Raw genomic sequence first — 24,056 nt, forward strand, 5'->3', positions numbered from 1 at the left:
TCCAACCATGCCCGGTATTAGTGTGCGTTATTTAATTCTATTCAGTGCCTGATGTGAAAATTTAACCGTTGCTTAAACCAGCTCGCTTTCATAGAGCATCCCGATGTGTGCTGGCGGGTAACTGAGAATCCGGTTAAATTCGGTAATGGCCTGGTTGATCTGGCGCTGCGTGATCCCGCTGTATTCCATCAGGATCACCTTGGCTTGTTGTGCGCTGGAACGCTTCATTTTCCAGTATTGAGGGTGGTTGACCCCGATCGGTGTGCGAAAGTGTTTCTCTTTGGGTTCGCGGATTAAAATCTCGCAATCCGTGTCGCGCTGCGGATTATCATGGAGGAAGTAACTTTTTACAACGACTTTGACCTCCCTGCCGCTTTTTAGTTGAAAAATTTTCTCGTGAATCATGACTTGTCTTTTAAGAATTAAGGATCGGTGAATATGCTGAACTGCTGACCAAGCTTGGGCTCCCCTAAAACTTTCATACCAGCAGCACTTGTAAAACCTGTACAAACTTCGCTGCTGCCATGGACATTTCAGCAAATTGATTAGTAAACGGTCGATTCAATGATCCTTCGGTAACATTCTGATTTATAGGCAAGTAAATTTACGTACTACATTAGTCAACTACGTGCCCCACAAATTGTGCCGTGTTGTCCAATATCTTCCCACCCCTTCTGAACCCCAGCCCACAGGCTTCCCCCGCATAGAATACACCGGCCTGGTAAGTACGGCCATCGGCGTCCGTGGGAAGGGCAACGTATTCCTGGTAAATGCGCGATTGCCCATCGTATTCCCCTGCCGCAGTTTCCAGCACCTCGCCCCCCTTGTCGTGGATGGTAACATTCGCACCTTCGCGTCCCAGCAACACCTTGCTCACCGATTTTTTATGTGGCAGCACGTAACGCTCGGTTTGTAGCAGCAAGGGATGATATGGGTAAAGGTCCCACAGAATTTTTAAAATGTATTTGGATTGAAATAACAACGTATAGGCGGGGTTCAGAACGACCGCCTTCCTGTTCTTCACGATCTCAGTGAGCATGGCGACCAGTTCCGGCTCGTCGGTTCCAATGTGTTCCCAGGGCACCAGCCTAAACCAGAAATCAAACCGGACAAAATGCCCGTGTTCTGCCTCCTGGCTGAATATTCCCTCACCGTTTGAAAATTCCACATCGTCGATGTACGCGAATTCGACATCGAAACCCGCTTCTTTCGCCGCTTCCATTAACACGGCCACATTGGTGTCGTCTTCGGGGTAACCGCGCATGGCCGAGAACAACATCGACGGTGTGAGATCGCTGTTTTCTTCCTTTAAATAAACAAACTGGCCTACCAGTGTTTCAAACACCGTATTGAACTGCTTCGATTCGTCCATCCCGTTCATACGCAAATGCGCCCATTGCACAACGGCCGTTTCGGGAATGCAGGTGGCAGTATCGGCATTAAACTCGATCAGTTTGACCGGCTCATCGTTAAACCCTCCGGCGAAGTCAAACCGGCCGTACAGGTGGATTTGCCTGTCGTCGCTCCAAGAAAATTTGATTAGCTCGATGAGGTTCTCCGGGATACCCATTTCCTTGAAAAGGTCTTGATCGATGGCATATTGCCCCGCTTCGACCAGCATATCGTATAATGTACCCGCAGCTTCATAGTAGCTCTCGGCCTGTTGTTCGCTAACGACTACCATATCATTGACAACGTAGGGCGACGTGTCGGTGCCCAGAGCCCAATCCCAGCCGGCTTTTTGCAACGCATCTTGCGGCGGATTGGGCAGTGATTTCAGTTTTACCATTGTTGGAGTATAAAGTTTATGAGTAACTCCTCAGCCGCCACTTCGGCTGGACGACCTCCCGAAGAACCCTTTGCGACCTCCCGCGGGCCTTGTTGTGACTGTCCGCACCGAACGGGAAGTTTCCACGCCCAACGCCGCGCTGCGCGAGCTTGCCCATGCGCCCGGGTTGGCGTAGTAGGACCTGCTGCGTTCGGCGCCCATTCTGTCGCGGTAGTTGTTCATGTAAGAATAGGAAGAATTGCGGCCGAGCAGATAACCCATTCCGCCGTAAAGCAACATGCTCGAAAGCCCGCTATGATGGCTCATGTTGGGATTCGATCGGATTTCTTCGTCGATCAGCGCCTTCGCTGCCATCGGGTTCAGCGTGTCTTTGTGGCCGTCGAGGTACGAGACGATCGCCTGGGAACTATCGGCCGGGACGTTTTCTTCGCTGATAATCTTGAACTCACCCGGGCTTACCTCCCTGATGAAGGAGCGGATACCTTTGCCGTACGATGTCTCTTCGTAACTGTACTCCGATTCATCGTCATTTGAAGAACAGGAGACGAGCGCCGTGCCGGACAGCAATGCCAGCGCCAATGCACCGCCCATACTGATGTCTTTTACCTTCCTGATAAAAGATCCTTTTCGTAAATGTGACATAGTATTAATTTTCTGTTGAGGATTTTTCAAAAGTAATGCATGAAAACCGGCCCCGACGAATGAATCGTGCCAGTGGTTTTTCCGGTGGATATCGCAACCTGTGGACTTACAGACGGCAAAAAAATTGAGCATAACCGGTAGCTAACCCAGCTATGCTCAATGTACATTAACAAATAAGAATATCAGGCCTTTTTCGCGATTTTCTCGATGGCACCGACCAGTTTATCCAAATCGCTCAGCTTCGTGTACACGTGTGGCGTCACGCGTACGCAATGGATATTTTCCCAGTTTATCCCCACCGTATGGATCTGATAATCTTTCATCAGCTTGCCGTCCAGCTCCTCCGGTTTCATGCCTTCGATGCTTACACCGGCTATGGCGCAGGAGAATTCAGGTTTAAGTGAAGTATGGATTTTCACGCCGGGAATTTGTGCGGCCTTTTCTGCCCAATATTTTTTGAGATAATGAATCCTGTCCTGTTTACGTTTGCTGCCGATCCCTTCCTGAAAATTAATCGCTTCGCCTATGGCCTGTTCGATCGGAAAGCTACGGGTGCCAAGCGTTTCAAACTTGCGGATATTGCCGCTTTTTGGCTCGCCATTGCAAAGCAGCGGCCATATTTTCTCGATTTTATCCTTTTTGATCCACATCATCCCGCTGCCCACCGGTGCGCTGAGGAACTTGTGCAGGCTCGTGCCAAAGTAGTCGCATTCGAGGTCGGGAATTTTATAATCAAGCAAACCAAATGTGTGCGCGCCGTCGCAAACCACCTCGATACCTTTGGCATGTGCCATTTGGGCGATCTTCTTCACGGGCATGATTTGGCCCACCCAGTTGATAATGTGGGTTACATGAATGATTTTGGTTCTGGGAGTGATCGCGTCGGCATAAGCCTTTACGATCTGTTCGTCGTTTTCAATGGGAAAATCGAAGGAGAGCTGCTTGTAGACCAGGCCATCTCGCATTTGGCGCTGTTTCCAGGCTTGCACCATGTTCGGATAATCCTGCAAAGTGCCGATGATTTCATCGCCTTTTTCGAGCGGCAAGCCGAAAATGATGGTATTCAACGCCTCCGTCGCATTGCGGTTAATCGCGATTTCCTCGGCATCGGTACCCGCCAGCTTGGCCAGGCGCTGGCGGAGCGGCTCGCGACCTTTATCCATAATCCGCCACATATAATAGGAAGGCCCTTGCGCAGCGGCTTTGTTGTATTTATCCAGAGCCTCCTGCACGACGATCGGCGAGGGCGAAACGCCTCCATTGTTAAGGATAATGATTTCGCTTTTGCTGGCACTGTAGGCATCCTGAATGACCGACCAGTATTCCTCGTTGCTTGCGCTGGTTGGTTTCCAAAGGCTTTCTGCTTCGAGGAATTGCTCCGCGTGGAGCTCGTTGAAAAGGCTGTTGATTCCGAAAGCACCCATACTGAGGGCAGCACTCTTCCGGAAAAAAGAACGGCGGTTGTTCATAAAATTTCGTTTAAGGAATAGTAATGGAGTGAAGTACAATATATTGAATATCTACTTCAAACCCAATTACTCAGCCCCTAAACCGTCCTTCACGGCGGCTTCTTTCAGCCATTCGTAGGTATTGGCGGGCATGGGAAGCCCGTCAGCGTCAAGTTGGAGAAACATCAGATGCAAATGTGTGGGCGACCGTTTCTGGTAGGCATTGTAACCCGAGCGGCCCATCTCCGAGATCTTGTCCCCGGCATTCACCCACTGCCCTGGCTGCACTTCCACGATGTTGTTATGGGCATAATAGAAAAGACCGTCGAGGCAGGGGTCGTAGATCCATATCCAGTTCCCGCCACGGTACTCACTGTCGTATTTCCAGCTCGTTTCAGTGGCTACCACCAGGCCGGAAGTGAACGCAAGAACATCGATCGGCTGCCAGGTACGGTCGTCCAGCACGTCCTGGTCTTTGTCTCGTACGAAAAGATCATGGGCAGGATGGCTGCCGGTGACATTCATATCGAAAAGGTCGAAACCATCGGGCCGGTAACCGCGGCCTCTTGCCCCTACCGACTCTCTGGCCGAGTAAGATTTTACAGGAAAAACGAAATACGAGGAGTCAATGGACCTGCAAGTATCTCTTCTGAATTCAGCCCTGAGGTTCCGCATGACGGCCCCGAATGCCGCACGGGCCGAATCGGGAGAGATCACATTATCGCGGATATCCATCTGTATCTGATGGAAAGTCCGGCAGTATTCTGCAATTTTATCGGAAGATTCGCTCTGGTTCGTCAAACCGGCCATACAGATCACCAACACAATCCCGGCAATTCTTTTAAATGTCATCAACAATGCGTTAATCAACCCCTTTTCTTTCACTTAAACCCTGTTTTTAAAGAACGATAGCGAAATGGCTCACTAATAAAAAAGTCTTGCAAAGGTATCCGTTCTATATTAAATAAATGCAGAGAAGTTCTTTATTGGTCAAACACTAAAATCAGATTACAATGCAAAAACGTCGTTTTGGACGCACTGGCTGGGAAATCAGCGAAGTAGGTTATGGCATGTGGGGACTGGCAGGTTGGACTGGCTCCGACCGCAAGGAAACGGACGACTCCCTCAACCTGGCCGTTGAATCGGGTGTCAATTTCTTCGATACGGCCTGGGGCTATGGCGAAGGCCTGAGCGAGCGCATCCTGGGCGAGCTGATCAAACGCTATCCCGATAAGAAGTTGTACGCCGCTACCAAAATACCGCCTAAAAACCGCCAATGGCCATCGCGCCCGGAATTTGCGTTGAAAGACGTGTTCCCCGCCGACTACATTGTCGAATACACCGAAAAAAGCCTTCAAAACCTGGGTACCGAGCAGATAGACCTGCTGCAATTCCACGTTTGGGAAGATGCGTGGGCAGAAGAAGACGAATGGAAAGAAGCCATTCAAAAATTGACGAAAGAAGGAAAAGTAGGGGCCTGGGGCATCAGTATCAACCGCTGGGAGCCAAATAACGCTTTGAAAACGCTTGAAACCGGCTTGATCGACGCGGTTCAGGTGATTTACAACATTTTCGACCAGGCACCGGAGGATAATCTATTCCCCCTTTGCCGGAAACTGGATATCGGCGTCATCGCCCGCGTGCCGTTCGACGAAGGTACGCTCACCGGCACGTTGACCAAGGAAACTACATTCCCGGCCGACGACTGGCGCTCTACCTATTTCGTCCCCGAAAACCTGAATAAGAGCGTGGACCACGCCGAAGCATTGCGCGCCGACATTCCCGCAGGGATGACGATGGCAGAACTTGCGCTGCGTTTCATCCTCAACAATCCCGACGTACATACGACGATTCCGGGCATGCGGAGGCTTCAAAATGTACGCGCAAACGTAGCCGTGAGCGACGGCGTGAGACTCGATACAGCAGTGGCCGAAAAAATGAAAGCCCACCGCTGGGACCGCCAGCCTACCAAGTGGTCGCAATAGCTATTTAAAACGAATGCCTTCCCAACCAGGAAGGCATTCGTTTTTTTAATCAACCAATTTTAACGGTATAACTTGCTATCGACCGAGAACCGCCCTGGTCCGGTAAGCAGCAATGCGATGTACACGAACAGAAATGAAAGGCCGTGTTCCTGCTTATCGATCCCATCCGGCGCGTGAACGATAAATATGACCACGAGCATCGTGAAGATAAGTGGCAAAAGCGCCGCGCGGGTCACCAACCCGAGAATCACCAGAATAGAACAGCCGAACTCGGCACAGATCGTCAGCAGATAGGAAAGCTCCTCACCTATTCCGATCGGGTCAGCAAATGAATGATCGCCGCCCAGGAAATTCGTCAGTTTGGCATAGCCGTGGATGAGCATGAGACATGAAATGCCAACCCGAAGGATCAGCACCGCCCAATCCACCGACACAGGCAGTTTGATTGGTTTCAAAAATCGTTTGAGCATAGTGGGTTAAATTGGTTTATAAAACTGGATTCGCAAAGGCTAAACCAATGCCATGGCGAAGATAGTTTCGCAATCGACCCCATGTAACCGAATTTTTAATTTCCTTATATCAAGTTTTATTTTTAGGTTTGTCTAAATTTATATTAAGATGAAAGTAAATTAATAATTCGACCATACTATGATGCTACGCATACTCTTACTGTTCAGTTGCTTGCCATTTACCGCCTGGGCGCAGTTTTCACTTTCCGGAAAAATCTCCCTGGAAGGTCAGGCCGACCCGGCATTCGGTGCGTCGGTTTATATTAATGAGTTAAAAACCGGAACAACTGCCGATACTGCGGGCTATTTTCGCCTGGCGGGCATTCCGAGAGGCAGCTATACCATTCGCGTGAGCTACATTTCGCTGCCTACGATCACCGAAAAAAATGTACGGATTGACCGGGACATCAAGAAGGATTTTGTAATGAAATCGGGTGCCAATGCATTGGAAGAAGTGGTTGTAACAGGTACAATGAAGGAAGTTTCGAAGCTCGACAGCCCTGTGCCGGTCGATATCATTACCTCTAAATTCCTTTATAAAAACCCCGTCCCCAGCATATTCGAAGGATTAAGTTATGTAAATGGGGTGCGACCACAGCTCAATTGCAATGTCTGCAACACGGGCGATATCCATATTAACGGGCTCGAAGGCCCCTACACAATGGTCCTCATCGACGGCATGCCGATGGTGAGCGGGCTTTCCACGGTATATGGGCTTTCAGGCATTCCAAACAGCCTGATCGAGCGCGTTGAGATCGTCAAAGGACCTGCGTCTACACTGTATGGTTCGGAGGCCGTGGGTGGTTTGATCAATATTATCACCAAAAATCCCTCTAAGGCGCCGCGGTTTTCCGCCGACGCATTCAGCACTGCCTGGCGAGACTACAATGTGGACCTGGGCGTTAAATTCACTCCCGGCGAAAAAAGCAGTTCATTGCTGGGCATCAACTATTTCAATTACCAAAACCCCATTGACAATAACAAAGACGGGTTTACCGACATGACCCTGCAAAACCGCATTTCGATCTTCAACAAATGGTCGTTCGATCTGAAAAACAACAGGCAGGCCAATATAGCTGCGCGCTACTATTACGAAGACCGCTGGGGCGGCCAAATGCAATGGAACCGATCGTACCGCGGTGGCGATCAGGTTTATGGTGAAAGTATTTATACCAAACGTTTTGAGGTACTTGGAAACTACCAGCTACCGATGCCGGAAAAGGTAACGCTGCAATACTCTTTCAGCTCACACAACCAGAATTCGGCATACGGCCATGTGCCATTCAATGCCGACCAAAAAATCGTGTTTGCACAGTTTTTGTGGGACAAAGAGATCGGCAAGCACAGCCTCTTGATGGGAACGCCGTTCCGTTATACATTCTACAACGACAATACGCCTGCTACCCGCTACGCCGACGGCCAGGACCACGCCGACAAGATTTACCTACCGGGAATATTTATCCAGGACGAGATCAAAAGCGGGCCGCATTCTATTCTTTTGGGCGCGCGCTACGACTATAACAGCCGCCACGGGAGCATTTTTACACCAAGAGCTGCGTACAAATACAAGTTTAACCAGACAGACGTGGTCCGTTTGAATATCGGCCGCGGCTTCCGGATCGTGAACCTGTTTACCGAAGATCATGCCGCATTGACCGGCTCGCGCGAGGTAATTTTAAAAGAAGCACTGAAACCCGAGCAAAGCTGGAATGGAAATATCAACTTCGTCAAGAAGATCGTGACGGGTAATTCGTTCATCGGAATCGACGCTTCGGTGTTTTATACCTACTTCACAAACCGAATCCTGCCCGACTACGATACGAATCCCAACGAAATTATTTACGACAATCTTGACGGTTATGCAGTATCGAAAGGCATTAGTATCAACCTCGATTTCAACTTTCCATTCCCTCTGAAAATCATCGCCGGCGGTACCTACATGGATAATTTCCAGAAGGAAAACGGCGTGCGTTTCAGGCCGGTACTCACCGAAAAGTTCACAGGTACCTGGTCGGTTTCCTACGAAATTCAAAAGGCGGGGCTCTCGATCGATTACACGGGAAACATTTATGGCCCGATGCGCCTGCCGATCCTGAGCGAGGACGATCCGCGCGCCGCGAACTCGCCGGTATGGTCTTTGCAGAATATCCAGATGACCAAAAAGTTTGACAATGGACTGGAAATTTACGGGGGTGTCAAAAATCTGCTCAACTTCACCCCCCCCGCCAATTCGATCGCCCGCGCGAACGATCCGTTCGACAAGAACGTCAAATTTGACGGGCAGGGACAGGTTATTGCAACGCCTGAGAATCCTTACCGGCTGACATTCGACCCATCGTATGTTTTTGCCCCAAATCAGGGCATCAGGGCGTTTTTGGGGATGAGATACACGCTCAGATGAGGTTAATGCTCTTTGTTAAAAAATGTCGAATGAAATGTTATTATATAACTTTTCAAAGATCACAAACATTTAGCATGTTGATATTCATTGATTTGAATAATTTTTGATTGTATCTTTGAGTCATCAACCAATTAACACTACAAGTTATGGCATTAGCAAAACAGTTTGTAAAAAGTAAATCTGTTTACAAAGTGACGTTTACAGTTCCCGCCGAGGCAGCCTCGGAAGCGAAGAAAGTTGCCCTCGTAGGCGAGTTCAATGGCTGGAACCCGGAAGAAGCAATCGCATTGAAAAAACAGAAAGACGGTTCATTCAAAGCCAGTCTCGAGCTGGGTGCCGGAGAATATCAGTTCCGCTATATACTCGACGGTGACAAGTGGGAAAACGACTGGGAAGCAGACAAATATGTCCCTGCAGGTGTAGATGCTACCGAAAATTCAGTAGTAGTTCTTTAATCGATCAGGAATCAATAAAAAACCGGAAAGCAGCGACGCTTTCCGGTTTTTTTATAGGTTAAATACAAATAGCGGTTATCAAATCGCGAAGCTGTCACTCTCCACGTAGGCCTTGATCAGCGCTTCTTCTCCTTCTTTGCCTTGCTGTGAATTGCCGTGTTCCATACCCATGATGAATGACTTACCTTCTTTCTTGCTACGGTCGTAGATGTATTTGAAGATATTTTTATAGTTGATTTCGCCAGTTGTCGGTTCTTTACGGCCCGGTTCGTCCCCAATCTGGAAGTAGTCGATCTCGCTCCACGTCCGGTCGATATTATAAATCAGGCGGCCTTCATTTTTCTGCATGTGGTAAATATCGTACAGGATCTTGCAGGACTTGCTGTTCACACCGCGGCAAATTTCGTAAGTCTGATCAGAAGTTCTCAGGAACAGGTTCGGTGAATCGCTCAGCGGTTCGAGCACCATTACCAGCCCGTGCGGTTCGAGGATTTCGGCACCCCGGCGCAATGCGTCGATCACATGGCCGGTTTGTACGCCTATCGGCAGGTTTCTTTCAAAATCGCCCGGAACGACCGTCATCCATTTTGCATTCACGCGTTTTGCCACTTCAACAGCCTTTTTACAGCCATTGAGGAAGATATCGATATATTCCTTTTTGCCAGCCGCTAATGTATTGGCCCCGTTACCACCTTTATCAACCACAAATACGCCCATTTCCATACCCAAGCGGCTCATTTCTTTGGCGATCGCCTCCTGTTGCTCCACAGGACGACCCATCATACCGTTGTCTTCCAGCGCCATAAACCCCTGGTCTGCCATAAATTTAAGCTGGTCGAACACATCCTTCCCGGCGCTGTTCTGGAACATGCCGAAGTGAGAAGCATATTTAAGCTTAAACTTGTTTTTGGCCATCGGGGCGGTGGCAAATGCATCTCCTGCTGCGATTGCGGCACCAGCCAAACCAAGCGTAGATTTTACAAAATTTCTGCGGAGCATAAATGTTTCGATGTTATTTGTTTCAGATTGTAAAGCTGTACAGTTCGGAAATATACCCCAAAATCGCCCTTGAATCTTCGTCCTACTCGCTTTTTCTGCGTTTGCGACGCTCTTTTTTACCACTTTTCGGCTGTTCTTCGGGTGTGGTCACCACTTCCTCCACGGGAGGTTTAGGCAAATAGGGAGCCAATTGAGCTTTAATCTCCTCCCGGAATGCATTCTTTACCCCTTCCAATGCGGCCTCCTTCACTTCTCCGCTGATCTGGTCGGATCTCAGCAATTTCACGACCGCCTCCTCTCCCGGCCAGCTCCCGCCGAGGTAACGCGCGGCATTCTTACGGACGCTCATGGGTTCGCCTGCATCTAGCAATGTCGATCGTAACAGGTACACCGATTCGGCACTCCCAACCGTCTGAATAGAAGCCAGCAGCGCCGATTTATTCACCTCGCTCATACCCGACAGTTTCTGCGTAACATAAGAGATACCGGCTTGTTCCAGCAGCAATGCACCCGCATCGCGACCGATTACTTCATCGGATTTGCCCAATGCAAGTTTCAACAACCGGCCATTCTCCGATTCCAGCTCGTAGCGTGTCATCAGATCGATGTAATGCTCGGTACCGTAAGTTTCGTCGAGGAGCTTGTTCAGCGCGGTCAACCCCTGTTGAGAGTTTGTTACAAATGATTTATCCAAGTGTAGCAGCGCCAGTTTGCTTACTTCGATGCGATCTGACGAAGGAACATTTAAGACACTCAAAAGTGCCTGCGTTTTCTCGTAACCCGCGTGGAAAAAGTCGAAAGACCGGAAGTAGCGGAGCCGGCTTTTGAAACTCACCGACGTGTCGGCTGCCAGTTCGCTTAAATAGGGAATGGCCTTGCGTGTACGTGCGAGCCAGATAATGTCCTTGCCGGCGTCGGTCATCCACGGTTTTGTGCCTGCTCTTTCGAGCCACGCGGGGAAAAGGCGCTCCCACTGGTCGTAAGCACCGATGCTGAGTGCTTCCACGGTCCAGCGGTCGTTGCCTTTGTATTGTTTTGCCAATTGCAACCACACATCCAGGGCTTCGTAGGTGTGGTTATGGTTGATGGCCAACGCACATTCGCGGCGCACCTGCGGGTCGCGGTCGGAAGTAAGGCGTTTGATATATTCGGTCGGGTCGCTGTTACGCTGACGCACGGCGCGCAATGCGGTAATGCGCAGGTTTGGGTTCAGTTCGCGGAAACCAATATCAAGATTTCGGTAGTTGAAGCCTTCAATGCGATTTAATACCCACAATGCGCGGGCACGAAGCTTCGGATTGCCATTATAAAGCCTGAAAAGCTCTTCCAAAAACGGCTCGGCAGCCCAGCCGTGCTTTACACATGCATTCCAGGCCAGGTAGCGCTGCGACAGATTCGGGCTTTGCAATGCCTTTACCGCCTGCTCGGGAATTGTAAGGTCAAAAACGGGTATTTTATAAGGCGTGCCGGTTGGCGCGACGCGGAAAATGCGGCCACGGCTGCGGTCTTTCATTTTGTTGGAGCCTATAACAGGGTCATACCAATCGGAAATGATAAGTGAGCCGTCCGGCGCGACGCAAACATCCGTCGGCCGGAACCATTTGTCTCGCTTGCCTTCGAGAATAGGCAGAATACCCGTGGATTTATAGCCGGCACCCTCATTTTGGACCGGAAATGCGCTCACGTAGCCTTGCCCGGCATCGGCAAGCAAGATCTGGTCCCAATAGCGTCGTGGCAACAGATCTCCTTCGTAGATGGTCATACCCATTGGAAAGCCGGAACCGGTTTCCAGCAAATCAGGCACTACGCCAGGGTCATTCTGGTGCCAGTGGCGGCGTGGAATTTCGTCTTCCAGATTGGTACGGTTGAGACGCCAGCTTGCACTGGTCATTTCATCGATATAGCCAAAATTACCATTCTCCATCACATACGACACCCTGTCGGCCCCATTACCCGGTTCCTCCTGGTCCGACTGCCACATGGTGCCATAGCTATCCACAGCCACTTCCCAGCCATTGCGGAAGTTTTCGGCCATAACCTCGACTTTGGTAAAATCCTGCTCGCAGCGGAACACCACGCCTTGTTTATATTGCCTGAAATCAATCGGTCTTTCGTATTTGTCAAGCAGCGGGCGATCCTGGCCATCGACCAATTGCCGACCTGCATTACCGAAGTTAAAGTAAAACTTGCCGTCCGGCCCGAACACAAACGAATGCACACCCGCATCGTGCTGCGTGCCGCCGATTCCTTTAAAAAGAATTTCCTTTGTATCTGCCTTATCATCGCCATTAACATCCGTAAAAAGCCAAACATAGGGGCTCTGCGAAACCACCGCTTTATTGCCCATCACCCAAATACCCAGCGGCGCATTAAGCTCCGGTCCCTGGTAAAATACTTTGGTAACATCCGCCTTTCCGTCACCATCCTTATCCTCCATGATCACAATGCGATCGCCCTGCCCGAGCTCCGATTTACCGTTCACGGCCGGCCGGTAATTGTACGACTCGCATGCCCACACGCGCCCGCGATGGTCGACATCGATATTAATCGGGTTGATCACATTCGGTTCCGAGGCAAAGAGCGTAGCTTCCAGCCCGTCCGCTGCCTGTACGCCCGCCACTGCATTACGCGAGAAGCGCCGCTCGGTCTCCGACAGCGCCGCATAGGCACTATCCGGATCAACAACTACCAATGAATCAACAACTTGACTAAAACCTTGAAAAGAAAGGGAAAGAAAAAGGCACGCAGCACACCACGCAGATCTCACGATAAAGAATTGTTTCAAAACGAATTTTTGATGATGCAGATAATTTCCAAAACGATATAAAAATACCTTATGTTTTGGGAATTACGAAATGGAGTTTTGGAAAGTTGTAACCTTTCGGCGATTTGAAGTGGCTTGATTCAGAAGTGAAAGGTGATTAAATTTCTTTAAGAATTACATTGCACTATCAGTATTTATGAAGGAAAAATCAGGCATTTGCTAAACAAAAAGAGGAGCCCTTCGGCTCCTCTTTCATTTCTATTTCTTCTTCAAACTACTCAGGTAATCCACCAAACTCACCAACTCGTCCGTACTCATCGCATCCTGCAAGCCCGACGGCATCATTGAATCTTTGAGTTGTTTAATGGATTTAACTTGCGACATTTTGAATTCCTGGGTCGAGCCGCCGGGAAATTTGAGAATCAGGTCGGTTTCAGTTTTGCTTGAAATGATTCCTGAAACGGCGGTACCGTCTTTTAATGTCACCTCAAAACCTTCGTAACCAAAACCAATACCCGCGCTCGGATCGAAAATGGCTGCATATTGTGCCTCTTTTGGGAGCTTACTTCCGATTTCAGAGAGTTTCGGGCCGAAATCCATGCCTTCTCCGTTTACCTGGTGGCAAACCGAGCAATAGGATGTAAATACCTGCTTGCCTTTCGCGATATCACCTTTCATACCTACGAGTTCTTTCACCTCAGGGTGCTTTTTGGCAGCTACGGCCGGTCCATCCAGGTATTTGGCAGCTTCCAGCTTGACCGATTTTCGCCATGCACCATTCAGGCCTTGTACCGCGGCGGTTTTTGCCTCACCGTTTAGTTTTCCTTCTTTCAGTAACACCAGCACCTGGTCTTCACCGCTCATTGTTCCACCCAACGATTTGGCCGCGATCGTACGCAGGTCCTCCGCATAACTATCCTCAGTAGCAACGGTTTTCAATATTTCGAGCGCGTCCTTACTTCCTACGGATCTCAGCGACGCCAGCGCGTTTGCACTCTTACTTTTATCCGAACCTTTCACCACATTCCAAACCAGCGGTGCACCACCTTGTTTAATCAATTGCGAAGCCGCGGCTGATCCGGCGCGACTGGCCGATTGCTCCAATGCCATCGAAAGAAGCCGCTGATTTTCAGATGAAAGCTCATATTTTGCAACAAGTTCCAGGTAGGCTTGTGTGCCGTAGGTCGCGTCGAGCATCTTTTTCAACGCCGCCATTGCCTCAGGCGTTTGCTTCACAAATGCGGGATCAAGATGGCGCATGACAAGTTCATTCACTTTGTCCTGGTCTTTACCGGATCCGTTCGTGAGTTTCAGCAATGCCATTGATTTTTCGCGACCAGCCGAATTGAAGTCGAATGCCCGGAAATAACGAAGCCTGCTTTTCAAATCGACTGTCGGATCTCCGGCAAGCGAGGCCAGCAACGGAACCGATTCCTTACCGCGCGAGCGCCATACGATGTCCTTACCTGCCTGCGTAGCTACCGGATTTGCACCCGCTTTGGCAAGCCAGGCTTTAAAAAACGAATCCCACTGCCCATCAGCGCCGATCCCGAGGGCTTCGAGATACCAGCGGTCTTTTCCATCATACTGCTGCGCAATCGATGCCCACAACGCGGGGGCATCGGGCGACGGGTTATGGTGCAATAGCAACACGCATTCGCGGCGAACCTGTGGCTCGGCGTCTTTGGACAATGTTTTGATGTAAGGAATCACATCCAGGTGTTTCGATTCGGAAGCTGCGCGAAGGCCCGCAATGCGGATGTCCGCATTAGCATCTTTAATTGCCAGATCAACTGCTTTTTTCGCAGTTAACGGCCATTTGCTAAGCAGCCAAAGCGCCCGGGCACGCATGCGTGGCTCGGCATTTTTGTTGGTAAATAGCTTTTCAAGTGCAGGAGCTGCTTTTACACCCATCCCATTTAATGCAGTCCAGGCCTGGTAACGAATGGATAAGTTTGGATTCTGCAATGCTTCCACAGCACCTGGTACCGTTGTAAAATCAGCTTTTTGAATGCGGTAGGGTGTATTTAAAGGTGCAACACGGTAAATACGGCCTTTCCCCTGGTCACCGGCCTGGTGACCACCCACGCCCGGATCGTACCAGTCGGAAACCAGCAGCGAGCCGTCGGGCGCTACGCAGACGTCAGATGGACGAAACCACTGGTCACGCTTACCGTCTACCACGTTTACGATTTTGGCTGAATAACCTGCACCTGCTTTCTCGACGGGATACGAGCGTACCACATTATGGCCCGGTTCGCAATGGATCATTTGTCCCCAAAATTCCTTTGGAAGCAATTTCCCCTCGTAAACGACCATACCAGTCGGTGAACCCGAGCCGGTCTGCAACAGGTTTGGCACCACGCCCGGGTCGTTCAAATGCCAGTGGCGGTAAGGGATCGAGTCTTCCATATTGGTGCGGTTCGCACGCCAGCCAGCACCGGTCATTTCGTCGGTATAGCCGTAGTTACCGTATTGCATGACGTAATTGATGCGCACACCCTTGTTACCATCGTCGTCGTTGTCCGACTGCCACATTGTACCATAGCTATCGACCGCCACTTCGAAATTGTTCCGGAAGTTGTTGCCGAGTACTTCAATATTGGTAAAGTCAGGATCGCAGCGAAAAACCATACCCTGTCTCAACTTTGAGAAATCGATAGGCTTGCCATCTTTTCCCACGACAGGATTGCCCTTTCCGTCGAGCAGATGGTCACCTTCATTTCCAAAATTGAAATACAATTTACCGTCCGGCCCAAATACGAATGCATGCATACCGTGATCGTGCTGATCACCGCCGATGCCTTCGAAAATGACTTCTTTTTTATCCGCTTTCAAATCGCCGTTCTCGTCGGTGAAGAGCCATACATACGGACTTTGGGAAACAATTACCTTATTACCCATCACCCAAACGCCCAGTGGCGCATTGATTTCTGCCCCTTGATAAAAGACCGTCGATTTATCGGACTTGCCATCACCATTGGTGTCTTCCAGTACCATAATGCGGTCGCCCTCATTTTTCGTAGGATTCCCGTTGATTGCCGGACGATAGTTATACGCTTCGCAGACCCACACCCTCCCGAGGTGGTCCACATCGATGTTCGTCGGGTTAGTGATCGCCGGTTCCGATGCGAAAAGGGTTGCTTCCAGACCATTGGCAGTCGTCAGGCCGGCTACGGCATACTTCGACGACCGTTTTTGGGCATCGGTGAGGTCTTTGTAAAGCGTGTCCGCCGAAGCGGCGTCAATCGTACTCGGATTCGAACGCTGATAAGAGGCGACCATCAAACCGGCCAGCATGCAGCCCGCGGGGAAGAGGATAAGCGATTTTTTGAAGTTCATGGGTAAATCGAGCGCTTTTTGGCCTTGAATCAGAAAGCATTAGCCTAATTCAGCGCCTATACGTGTCATTTTTACAATAATAATTTTAATTACGTGTATAAGAGACCACCTACTTATATTTACTATCATGAAAAAGACTTTTTTTTCCTGCATTGCACTTTGCATTGCTGCTGAAATTTCAGCCCAAAATATTCCATCGCCGGATATTCAGATCAAAACAGCGGTAATGGCCGCCCCTTCGGACAAACAGGCTGGTGCCAAAGTTTATGGTTACGGCACCGACGGTACGTTCAAGATCCTGCGCGAGGGCAGCAACGATTTCGTTTGCCTCGCCGACGACCCTAAAAAAGAAGACATCGGCGTATCGTGCTACCTTGCCGAGCTGGATGCATTTATGGAGCGCGGGCGTGTGCTGGCCAAAGAGGGTAAGAATCAAAAGGAGATTTTTGACATCCGCGAAAAAGAAGTGAAAGAAGGCACATTAAAAATGCCGAAGCAATCATCGACACTATACGTTCTGTCCGGCTCGAAGGATAATTACGACGCCGCCACCGGTTCGCTCAAAAATGGTTACCTGCGCTATGTCGTTTATATTCCGTTCGCCACAGCCGAAAGTACGGGACTCCCCCTGAAACCCGATGTTCCGGGTATGCCGTGGATCATGGACCCGGGCACGCACCGCGCGCATATCATGATCAATCCGCCGAAACCGTAGACGCTTGACGGGCATTTTGAGGGTATATTACGTCAGCGCGCGTCTTTTCGAGGAAAAGCAACGAGAAATCGATGAAAAAAACTGCACGTATACTTACCGTTTTGAGCCTGCTCGCGTTATCAAGTCCATCTATGGCACAAACTGAGACCATTAACCTTTGGCCGGAAGGCAAAATCCCCAATTTTAAAACGAGTGACATTGAAGAAAAATCGGTAACCGACGCGCAGGGAATCCTGCGGATCAGCGGCGTTACCGTTCCGACCATTGCAGCCTATATTGTACCGAAAGAGAAGGCGACAGGCGCTGCGGTGATGATCTGCCCGGGTGGCGGCTATGGCATACTCGCTGCTTCGCACGAGGGAAGTGACTTTGCCAAATGGTTTAATGACCGGGGTATTTCCGCATTTGTCCTTAAATACCGGCTGCCCAACGAGAAAGCGATGGCGCATCAGCACGAAGTACCGCTGATGGACGCGATGCAAGGCATGAAACTGATCCGGCAGAATGCCACCAAATGGGGTATTGATGTGAACAAGATCGGCGTAATGGGCTTTTCGGCCGGGGGGCACCTTGCAGCAACGCTTTCGACCCATCACAATATGGGTGAAAAAGCGTCCGCCGACGGCAAACCGAATTTTTCGATATTGATTTACCCGGTAATCTCGTTTCAGCCGGCGATCTCGCACGGAGGCTCTCGCGACAACCTGCTTGGACCGGAAAAATCGGACGAATTGATTAAATATTACTCCAACGAATTGCAGGTTTCGGATCAGACGCCGCCCGCATTTCTTGTTCATGCGATGGACGATACGGGCGTGCCGGTCGAGAACAGCATCGAATATTATCTGGCGCTAAAAAAGAAAAAAATCCCTGCTGAGATGCATTTGTACCCAAAAGGCGGGCACGGTTACGGCATGCGCACCGAAGGAAAAGGCTCACTTGCCAACTGGCCTGCGGCCATGGAAGGCTGGCTGAAAGCAATGGGATACCAGAAAAATTGACCGCGACGATGAATTAATCCCTAGTTTTGAAGAAAAATCAACGCTAGGGATTAGTCATTTTATGAATGCTTTTAACCGTCTGGTGATCAATAAGCGATCGCTCCTCTTTATTGTATTGGCTATTGCTGCCTTTGCCACGCTTCAATCGGTATTCTCCCACCCGAAAACCTTTGCGAACCAGCCGCAACTTTACACTACTTATAATAATTATGTCATCTTCAAGCAATCCTTCTTCCATTTGATAGAAGGGAAAAACCTGTATAGATGGCATGTCAACGAGCATTGGGATCTGTTCAAGTACAGCCCGGCATTCGCGCTTGTTTTTGGTATACTCTCCATTATGCCAACGTTTGTCGGCCTCTTCTTCTGGAATCTGATCAATGTGGCCGTACTCTTCTTCTCGGTGTATTTTCTTCCAAGAATCGACCTCCGAACAAAGGGACTTATGGTCGCTTTTATGCTGGTAGAGTTGCTTACAGCCACGCAAAACGAACAAAGCAATGCATTAATCGCCGGCTTGCTGCTATTTGCGTTCGGATTCCTCGAAAGGGATAAATACTGGATGGCATCGCTGTGTATCGTTAGCACAATCTTTATTAAACTGTTCGGTATTGTAGCGCTGGCATTGTACCTGCTGTATCCGAACAAGTTCAAGCTGGCCTATACGACCGCGGCCTGGGTAATTTTGCTTACGATACTCCCGATCGTCGTGGTAAGTCCCGAGCAATTTGTGGTCCTCTACAAAACCTGGTGGAAGCTGCTTGCGGCCGACCGTGACTTTTCTGATGGCTTATCGGTAATAGGCTGGCTGAAAATCTGGTTTTCCATGAATGTGAACAAAACTTACGTCAATTTAATAGGTGTTGCACTGTTCTGCCTACCCTTACTTAAAATCAAATCGTACGGCAATTTCGTTTTCCGGGCATTGATGCTGGCTTCGGTACTGGTATGGGTGGTCATTTTCAACCACCGCGCCGAATCTCCGACCTTTATCATCGCTATTGCCGGAGTGGCAGTGTGGTATTATTTGCAGGCACCTACCAAACTCAATTACGTCCTGCTCGTGCTCGCGTTTGTGTTTACCACACTATCGCCTACCGATCTGTTTCCTCCTTTTATCCGCAATCAGTACTTCTGGCCGTATGTTGTAAAAGCGGTACCCTGCATTATTATCTGGGGCAAGATCATCTATGACCTCCTTTTCACCGAGTTACTTCCACGACCAACCGAAGCAGAGATAGCGCAATAAAATCAGCGCAATAAAATGCGTTACAGGAGTGCTGCGGCTGCATCCTGTAACGCGTAAAAATTATTGATACTGAATTAATTCACACCCAAAAGCGTACGGTTTACTTCCCGCACTTCTTTGGTAGACAGGTAAATACTTTTGACGATCTTCTCATTGTCGTTGGAAATTTCGAGGGTATAAACGCCGTCACCCATTTCGTCGAAACTTATTTTCCGCCCGGTTTTGGTGATATACTTGGGCACAAATTCCTCATGAATCAGCTTTCCTTTGCTGTCCATCAGGCGAATAGCTACTTTTTCACCCTTTTCTTTTTCCATCATCACATTCATCGACATGGTGTTACGCACACGATACATGCCTACACGAAATTTCTCACAAGTGTTGTTTTTGCATTCCGCCTTGGGTGAAACGATTGGGCCCGCTTGTACCTGGGCAGCAACGGTAAACAATGCGAATGTAGCAGCAACGGCGGTTTTTAAGATGTTCCTCATGGCTCTTGAAGGTTAACTGATTGGTTCATTAAAGTTGATTTCGAGCCAATGAGGTAACCGCCCGGGCCATTGTTGCATACAAAGTTTGGACGGCAAAATAGGTGGTTAAGCGGAGTCAGCCCCCGATCGCGATCATCTCCCGATTCTGCTCATACTCCGATTTGGCTTGTTGCTCGGAGAAGCTGGCGTGGCCGCCGTGAGCGAAGTGTTTTTTCTGGAAATGCGCGTAAATGAGTTGGCGGACATCATCGCCTCTACGCAATGGCGTAAGGAGATCTACTTCGGCTGTATCGAAAAGGCAGTTCTTCAACTTGCCGTCGGCGGTGAGGCGGATCCGGTTGCACCCTTCGCAAAATGGATGGGTTACAGTGCCAATGATCCCGAAAGTCCCTAGGCCATCATTTACCTGAAATCGCCGGGCAGTGTCGTGCAATTCCCCAGCGACAGGCTGAAATTCATACTCCTGACCAATCGCTGACAATAAATCGGCATAGGAGACGATTTTCGACATATCCCACTGATTGCCTTTGAAAGGCATGAATTCAATGAAACGCACATGAAGATTAGGCTCGGCCAGCGTCATTTTCACGAAATCGTTCACTTCGTCATCGTTCGTTCCGCGCATTACTACCATGTTGAGTTTCACAACAAACCCTTCATTTAAAAGCAGTCGAATGTGGTCAAGTGTTTTGACGAAGTGGTCCCTTTTCGTGATCGACTTGAACCGTTCCTCCTGAAGAGTGTCCAGGCTGACGTTCAGGGAAGTAACCCCGGCCGTCTTCAATTGCGGAATAAACTGATCGATATAAACCGCATTGGTAGTCAACGTGAGTGAGGCGGGAAGTTTTCCCAGCTCGGAAATGATTTCGGCGGCATCTTTACGGACCAACGGCTCTCCTCCGGTAAGCCGGATTTTCTCAACACCCATTTCAACAAACAAACCGGCCAGGTAGGAAATCTCATCGGCTTGCATAAGCCATTTGGACGGCATGAATTGCATATCCTCCTGCGGCATACAATAGGTACAACGAAGATTGCACTTATCCGTCAGTGAAATACGCAGATAAGTGTGCTTGCGACCAAATGTGTCCAGAATAGGCAGTGCCATCGTTTGTTGTTAATCGTGTTTCTTTCCTTCTAAAACATTAAAAACGTGTAAAACATGCGGGAAAAGCGCGTCAATATATTCAGTTACGCCGCCTGTGCTTCCCGGCATGGTGATTACCAGCATTTCGCCAATAAAACCGGCCGCAGATCTCGACAACATAGAGGTCGGAACCCGCTCCTGGCCATACTGGCGGGCGGTCTCGGCAATACCCGGAATTTCACGGTCAAGCAGTTCGGAAACCGCTTCGGGCGTCACGTCACGGGGTGACAAACCAGTACCGCCGGTGAGCAATACCATGTTGTAGCCCGCACTTTGTAATGAAAGCAATTTGCTTTGAATACCCGCCCGGTCGTCTGCGATAATGCCGTAATCGCCTACTTCCAGGCTAAAAGCAGCTAGTTTTTCAATAATCTTCTTACCGGATCTGTCTTCACCGATCCCTTTCGAAATACTGTCGGAGCAAACTACCACAGCTACTTTCAAACCTTCCGGCGCTGCCTTGCGGTCACTTTTTCCACCTTTTTTCTCCAACAACCGAATATTCCGTATTTCGACGCCCTTATCAATCGGTTTGAGCATGTCGTACATCGTCAGTGCCACCACCGACGCGCCGTGCATGGCCTCTACTTCTACGCCCGTCTTATATATTGTCTTGACAGTCAACTCAATGACAATCGTCAAACCTTCGATCCTATATTGAACGCCGGTATATTCCACCGGGATCGGATGGCAGTCGGGCAGCAAATCGGGCGTTTTCTTGACTGCCAGAAAGCCGGCTGCTTTTGCCATTTCAAAAACATCGCCTTTCGGCACAGTCCTGTTTTGAATCGCCTCCACCGTCTCCGGCTTGCTTACCTGCACAATTGCCTGTGCGGTGGCAATGCGGAGTGTGTTGGTCTTATGGGTAATGTCAACCATTAATAATCTTATTTATTCTCCTTCCAGACATGCTGCCCCGCCTCACCTATCAGCTCTTTGCCAAAAATGGGCACGTTGGCCTTAATCTCTTCCACAATATATTCCGAAGCCTCAAATGCCGCCCTGCGATGGGGGGATGACACGAATACGAAAAGGCTGATCTCGCCTGTCGGAACAAGGCCCAGGCTGTGGTAAATATGCATACACGTGAGCTCGAATTTCGCAAACGCGGCCTCACGGATGTCGTAAAATGCCTGTTCGGCCATTTCCTCATAGGCCGTATAGTCGATTCCCGTTACCGGTCCGCCTTCCTTCTGATCCGCGCGAATCTGCCCGAGAAAGATCGCATGAGCACCAATCCCCGTTTTGGATTGATGGCTTGCGATCGACTTCGCGACAAAATCAGGGCTGATAGGCCCTTGAATAAAAACCTTTTTGGGTTTATGTGCTTTTTCCATGTCCTCCTGTTATCCTCCTGCAAACGGCGGCAGCAATGCAATCTCGGCCGGGGTTTCTATCAATAAAAAATCCTCCGAAATTCGCTGATTGACCGCTATTTTGAATTTTTTCTCCCGCATAGCCGGGTATTTGTCCAGTATTTCTTCACGGAACTGCCCCACCGTCAGGCCACCGGCTGCGTTCCAGACTTCGTCCGAAAGCCCGGCGATCTCGGCCAGCATTCCGAAATATTTGACTTGAAAACTCATTGGTATCTTATCATCATTCAATCCAATAACCCGCAACTGGTTCCCCGGGTTCAGAACGGAAGCAAATGTACTTCTACGAGCTCGCCCGCTTCCACACGATTCTGCCCGACAGGTAAATAGATAATCGCATTCGAAACTGCGAACGAGCCTATCACAAACGATTCCTGCCCGTCGAGCGAGACGACTTCGCTACCTTCAACCCTTGCTTTCAGAAACTCGTCGCGCTCTCCGTCGAAACGGTAAGCATCCCGCAAGGGCAACCGCACAGACCTTAAAAACGGCTCCCTGCTCCCCATTATTTTTTTCAATGCGGGCAGCACATATTCATAATAGCAAACCAGCGATGACGCCGGGTTACCCGGCAACGCAAAGATCAACTTTTCCTCTTTTTTGGCAAAAAGAAGCGGCTTGCCGGGTTTTTGCCTTACTTTATAAAAGATCGTTTCGGCGCCCAATGCCTCCAACGCCTTTCCTACGAAATCATAATCTCCCACCGAAATGCCCCCAGAGGCCAGAACGACGTCGTGTTCCTCTAATAACACTTCAAGCGCTGCGATGGTAGCATCCAGATCATCGGACGCATAGCTTATCGAAAAGTCCCCGATGCCGGCTTGCGCCAGTGCGGCTTGCAGCATGGCAGAATTAGATTCATATATCTTTCCCGGCACCAACGCTTCGCCCGCTTTCAGCAACTCGTCACCGGTAACGAGGAGGCCAACCTTCGGCTTGGAATAGACCGTCACCTCATTTACATTCATTCCCTTCAAAAAACCGACAGCACCCGGCGAAACGAGCGCTCCTGCACGTAATGCGACTGCTCCCTGTGCGATCTGCTGTCCTGCCCGGCGGACATTCTTACCTTCCGCAACCGGAAATTCATGAATTTGAACAGACCGATCACTCAATGACGTATTTTCCTGCATCACTACGGCCGTGGCCCCCTCAGGCACCGGTGCGCCGGTGAATATGCGCACGGCCGTACCCGCGCTCACAACCGGCAAATCGGCCTGCCCGGCTTTCGACTCTCCTGCGAGGCGCAGCGCTATGCCCGGTTCCGTAACATCCGAATGCAGGATAGCATAACCGTCCATCGACGACTGCCTGAACGGCGGAAGCGCTATCGGCGAGATCACATCTTCCGACAGATAACTCCCTATGGCCTCTGATAAGGGCATTTGCACCGCTGGCAATGTTCCGGTGTTGGCAATAATTCTCTGTTTCGCCTCGTTGACTGTGACCATATTATGAAAAATACCATGCAGAGGTGCAAGTTAACACATTGCGGATGCAAATGGAGAAGCTTAAAAATGTCTCCCGAATACCGGTTTTTGCTTACAATTGACGACATTTTCCACAATAATACCATTATCCCCACAAAACACATTTTGTAACCAACTGACCATCAACTGTTAAAACTTCTATCCAAAAACCGCTCTCTTACTATAATTACATTCAATGCAAGATTTCACATTTTGTGCTTAGCGCTTTTTACCAATTAAAATTTCACGTTCCGTTAGCCTGGCGCGGTTTTTA

General features: G+C 49.6%; 21 protein-coding genes. 6 read left to right on the plus strand and 15 right to left on the minus strand.

Translation table 11 applies throughout. From position 1 onward, the window contains the following. Positions 1-72: 72 nt before the first annotated feature. From ACTJJJ_RS24890 to ACTJJJ_RS24910, 5 genes are all read right to left on the minus strand, one after another. Positions 73-405, minus strand: coding sequence for a hypothetical protein (locus ACTJJJ_RS24890; protein WP_426291906.1), 333 nt, complete (start codon positions 403-405; stop codon positions 73-75). 211 nt (positions 406-616) lie between these two features. Next, positions 617-1,789 carry a glutathionylspermidine synthase family protein gene (locus ACTJJJ_RS24895; protein ID WP_440703342.1) on the minus strand — a complete coding sequence of 391 codons (1,173 nt, stop codon included), beginning with the start codon at positions 1,787-1,789 and terminating at the stop codon, positions 617-619. Positions 1,790-1,819: 30 nt separating this feature from the next. Continuing rightward, positions 1,820-2,431, minus strand: coding sequence for a hypothetical protein (locus ACTJJJ_RS24900; protein ID WP_440703343.1), 612 nt, complete (start codon positions 2,429-2,431; stop codon positions 1,820-1,822). Between the two features lie 182 nt (positions 2,432-2,613). Continuing rightward, positions 2,614-3,900, minus strand: coding sequence for an aminotransferase class V-fold PLP-dependent enzyme (locus ACTJJJ_RS24905; RefSeq protein WP_440703344.1), 1,287 nt, complete (start codon positions 3,898-3,900; stop codon positions 2,614-2,616). Between the two features lie 66 nt (positions 3,901-3,966). Continuing rightward, complete coding sequence (locus ACTJJJ_RS24910; protein ID WP_188936748.1) at positions 3,967-4,731, minus strand: M23 family metallopeptidase; 765 nt, start codon at positions 4,729-4,731, stop codon at positions 3,967-3,969. Between the two features lie 161 nt (positions 4,732-4,892). Between ACTJJJ_RS24910 and ACTJJJ_RS24915 the strand changes: the two genes are divergently transcribed. Next, complete coding sequence (locus ACTJJJ_RS24915; protein WP_440703345.1) at positions 4,893-5,864, plus strand: aldo/keto reductase; 972 nt, start codon at positions 4,893-4,895, stop codon at positions 5,862-5,864. Positions 5,865-5,923: 59 nt separating this feature from the next. Here the strand turns inward: ACTJJJ_RS24915 and ACTJJJ_RS24920 are convergent, their stop codons facing one another. Next, positions 5,924-6,334, minus strand: coding sequence for a DoxX family protein (locus ACTJJJ_RS24920; RefSeq protein ID WP_188936754.1), 411 nt, complete (start codon positions 6,332-6,334; stop codon positions 5,924-5,926). A 178-nt stretch (positions 6,335-6,512) separates the two neighbouring features. On the opposite strand from ACTJJJ_RS24920, the gene ACTJJJ_RS24925 reads away from it, so the two are divergent. Both ACTJJJ_RS24925 and ACTJJJ_RS24930 read left to right on the plus strand, forming a co-directional pair. Beyond that, a complete protein-coding gene (locus tag ACTJJJ_RS24925; RefSeq protein WP_440703346.1) occupies positions 6,513-8,774 on the plus strand; it encodes a TonB-dependent receptor in 2,262 nt (753 codons plus the stop codon). 146 nt (positions 8,775-8,920) lie between these two features. Continuing rightward, entirely contained in the window at positions 8,921-9,229 is a 309-nt protein-coding gene (locus ACTJJJ_RS24930) for an isoamylase early set domain-containing protein (protein WP_188936760.1), read from the plus strand. A gap of 78 nt (positions 9,230-9,307) precedes the next feature. Here ACTJJJ_RS24930 and ACTJJJ_RS24935 read toward each other — a convergent pair whose 3' ends face one another. The 3 genes from ACTJJJ_RS24935 to ACTJJJ_RS24945 form a co-directional block, all read right to left on the minus strand. Then, complete coding sequence (locus tag ACTJJJ_RS24935) at positions 9,308-10,228, minus strand: hydroxypyruvate isomerase family protein (RefSeq protein WP_440703347.1); 921 nt, start codon at positions 10,226-10,228, stop codon at positions 9,308-9,310. A gap of 82 nt (positions 10,229-10,310) precedes the next feature. After that, positions 10,311-12,920, minus strand: coding sequence for a PVC-type heme-binding CxxCH protein (locus ACTJJJ_RS24940; RefSeq protein WP_440703348.1), 2,610 nt, complete (start codon positions 12,918-12,920; stop codon positions 10,311-10,313). Between the two features lie 330 nt (positions 12,921-13,250). Beyond that, positions 13,251-16,334 carry a PVC-type heme-binding CxxCH protein gene (locus ACTJJJ_RS24945; RefSeq protein ID WP_440703349.1) on the minus strand — a complete coding sequence of 1,028 codons (3,084 nt, stop codon included), beginning with the start codon at positions 16,332-16,334 and terminating at the stop codon, positions 13,251-13,253. 127 nt (positions 16,335-16,461) lie between these two features. Here ACTJJJ_RS24945 and ACTJJJ_RS24950 point away from each other — a divergent pair, with 127 nt between their 5' ends. From ACTJJJ_RS24950 to ACTJJJ_RS24960, 3 genes are all read left to right on the plus strand, one after another. Continuing rightward, positions 16,462-17,049, plus strand: a complete 588-nt coding sequence (locus ACTJJJ_RS24950) for a hypothetical protein (protein ID WP_188936768.1) — start codon at positions 16,462-16,464, stop codon at positions 17,047-17,049. Positions 17,050-17,180: 131 nt separating this feature from the next. Then, complete coding sequence (locus ACTJJJ_RS24955; RefSeq protein ID WP_440703350.1) at positions 17,181-18,050, plus strand: alpha/beta hydrolase; 870 nt, start codon at positions 17,181-17,183, stop codon at positions 18,048-18,050. Positions 18,051-18,111: 61 nt separating this feature from the next. Continuing rightward, positions 18,112-19,299, plus strand: coding sequence for a glycosyltransferase family 87 protein (locus ACTJJJ_RS24960; protein WP_440703351.1), 1,188 nt, complete (start codon positions 18,112-18,114; stop codon positions 19,297-19,299). Between the two features lie 74 nt (positions 19,300-19,373). On the opposite strand, the gene ACTJJJ_RS24965 is transcribed toward ACTJJJ_RS24960, so the two are convergent. The 6 genes from ACTJJJ_RS24965 to ACTJJJ_RS24990 form a co-directional block, all read right to left on the minus strand. Further along, positions 19,374-19,790: a T9SS type A sorting domain-containing protein gene (locus ACTJJJ_RS24965; RefSeq protein WP_440703352.1), complete on the minus strand. Its 417-nt coding sequence runs from the start codon at positions 19,788-19,790 to the stop codon at positions 19,374-19,376. Between the two features lie 115 nt (positions 19,791-19,905). After that, on the minus strand, positions 19,906-20,898 hold the full coding sequence (gene moaA / locus ACTJJJ_RS24970) for a GTP 3',8-cyclase MoaA (protein WP_440703353.1): 993 nt from the start codon (positions 20,896-20,898) through the stop codon (positions 19,906-19,908). A gap of 9 nt (positions 20,899-20,907) precedes the next feature. Further along, complete coding sequence (gene moaCB, locus ACTJJJ_RS24975) at positions 20,908-21,816, minus strand: bifunctional molybdenum cofactor biosynthesis protein MoaC/MoaB (protein WP_440703354.1); 909 nt, start codon at positions 21,814-21,816, stop codon at positions 20,908-20,910. A gap of 8 nt (positions 21,817-21,824) precedes the next feature. Further along, a complete protein-coding gene (locus tag ACTJJJ_RS24980) occupies positions 21,825-22,274 on the minus strand; it encodes a molybdenum cofactor biosynthesis protein MoaE (protein WP_188936778.1) in 450 nt (149 codons plus the stop codon). A gap of 9 nt (positions 22,275-22,283) precedes the next feature. Then, positions 22,284-22,523 carry a MoaD/ThiS family protein gene (locus ACTJJJ_RS24985; RefSeq protein ID WP_440703355.1) on the minus strand — a complete coding sequence of 80 codons (240 nt, stop codon included), beginning with the start codon at positions 22,521-22,523 and terminating at the stop codon, positions 22,284-22,286. 50 nt (positions 22,524-22,573) lie between these two features. Next, positions 22,574-23,764, minus strand: coding sequence for a molybdopterin molybdotransferase MoeA (locus ACTJJJ_RS24990; protein ID WP_440703356.1), 1,191 nt, complete (start codon positions 23,762-23,764; stop codon positions 22,574-22,576). Between the last annotated feature and the right edge of the window lie 292 nt (positions 23,765-24,056).

The organism is Dyadobacter sp. 22481, from assembly GCF_052044875.1.
GTDB lineage: Bacteria > Bacteroidota > Bacteroidia > Cytophagales > Spirosomataceae > Dyadobacter > Dyadobacter endophyticus.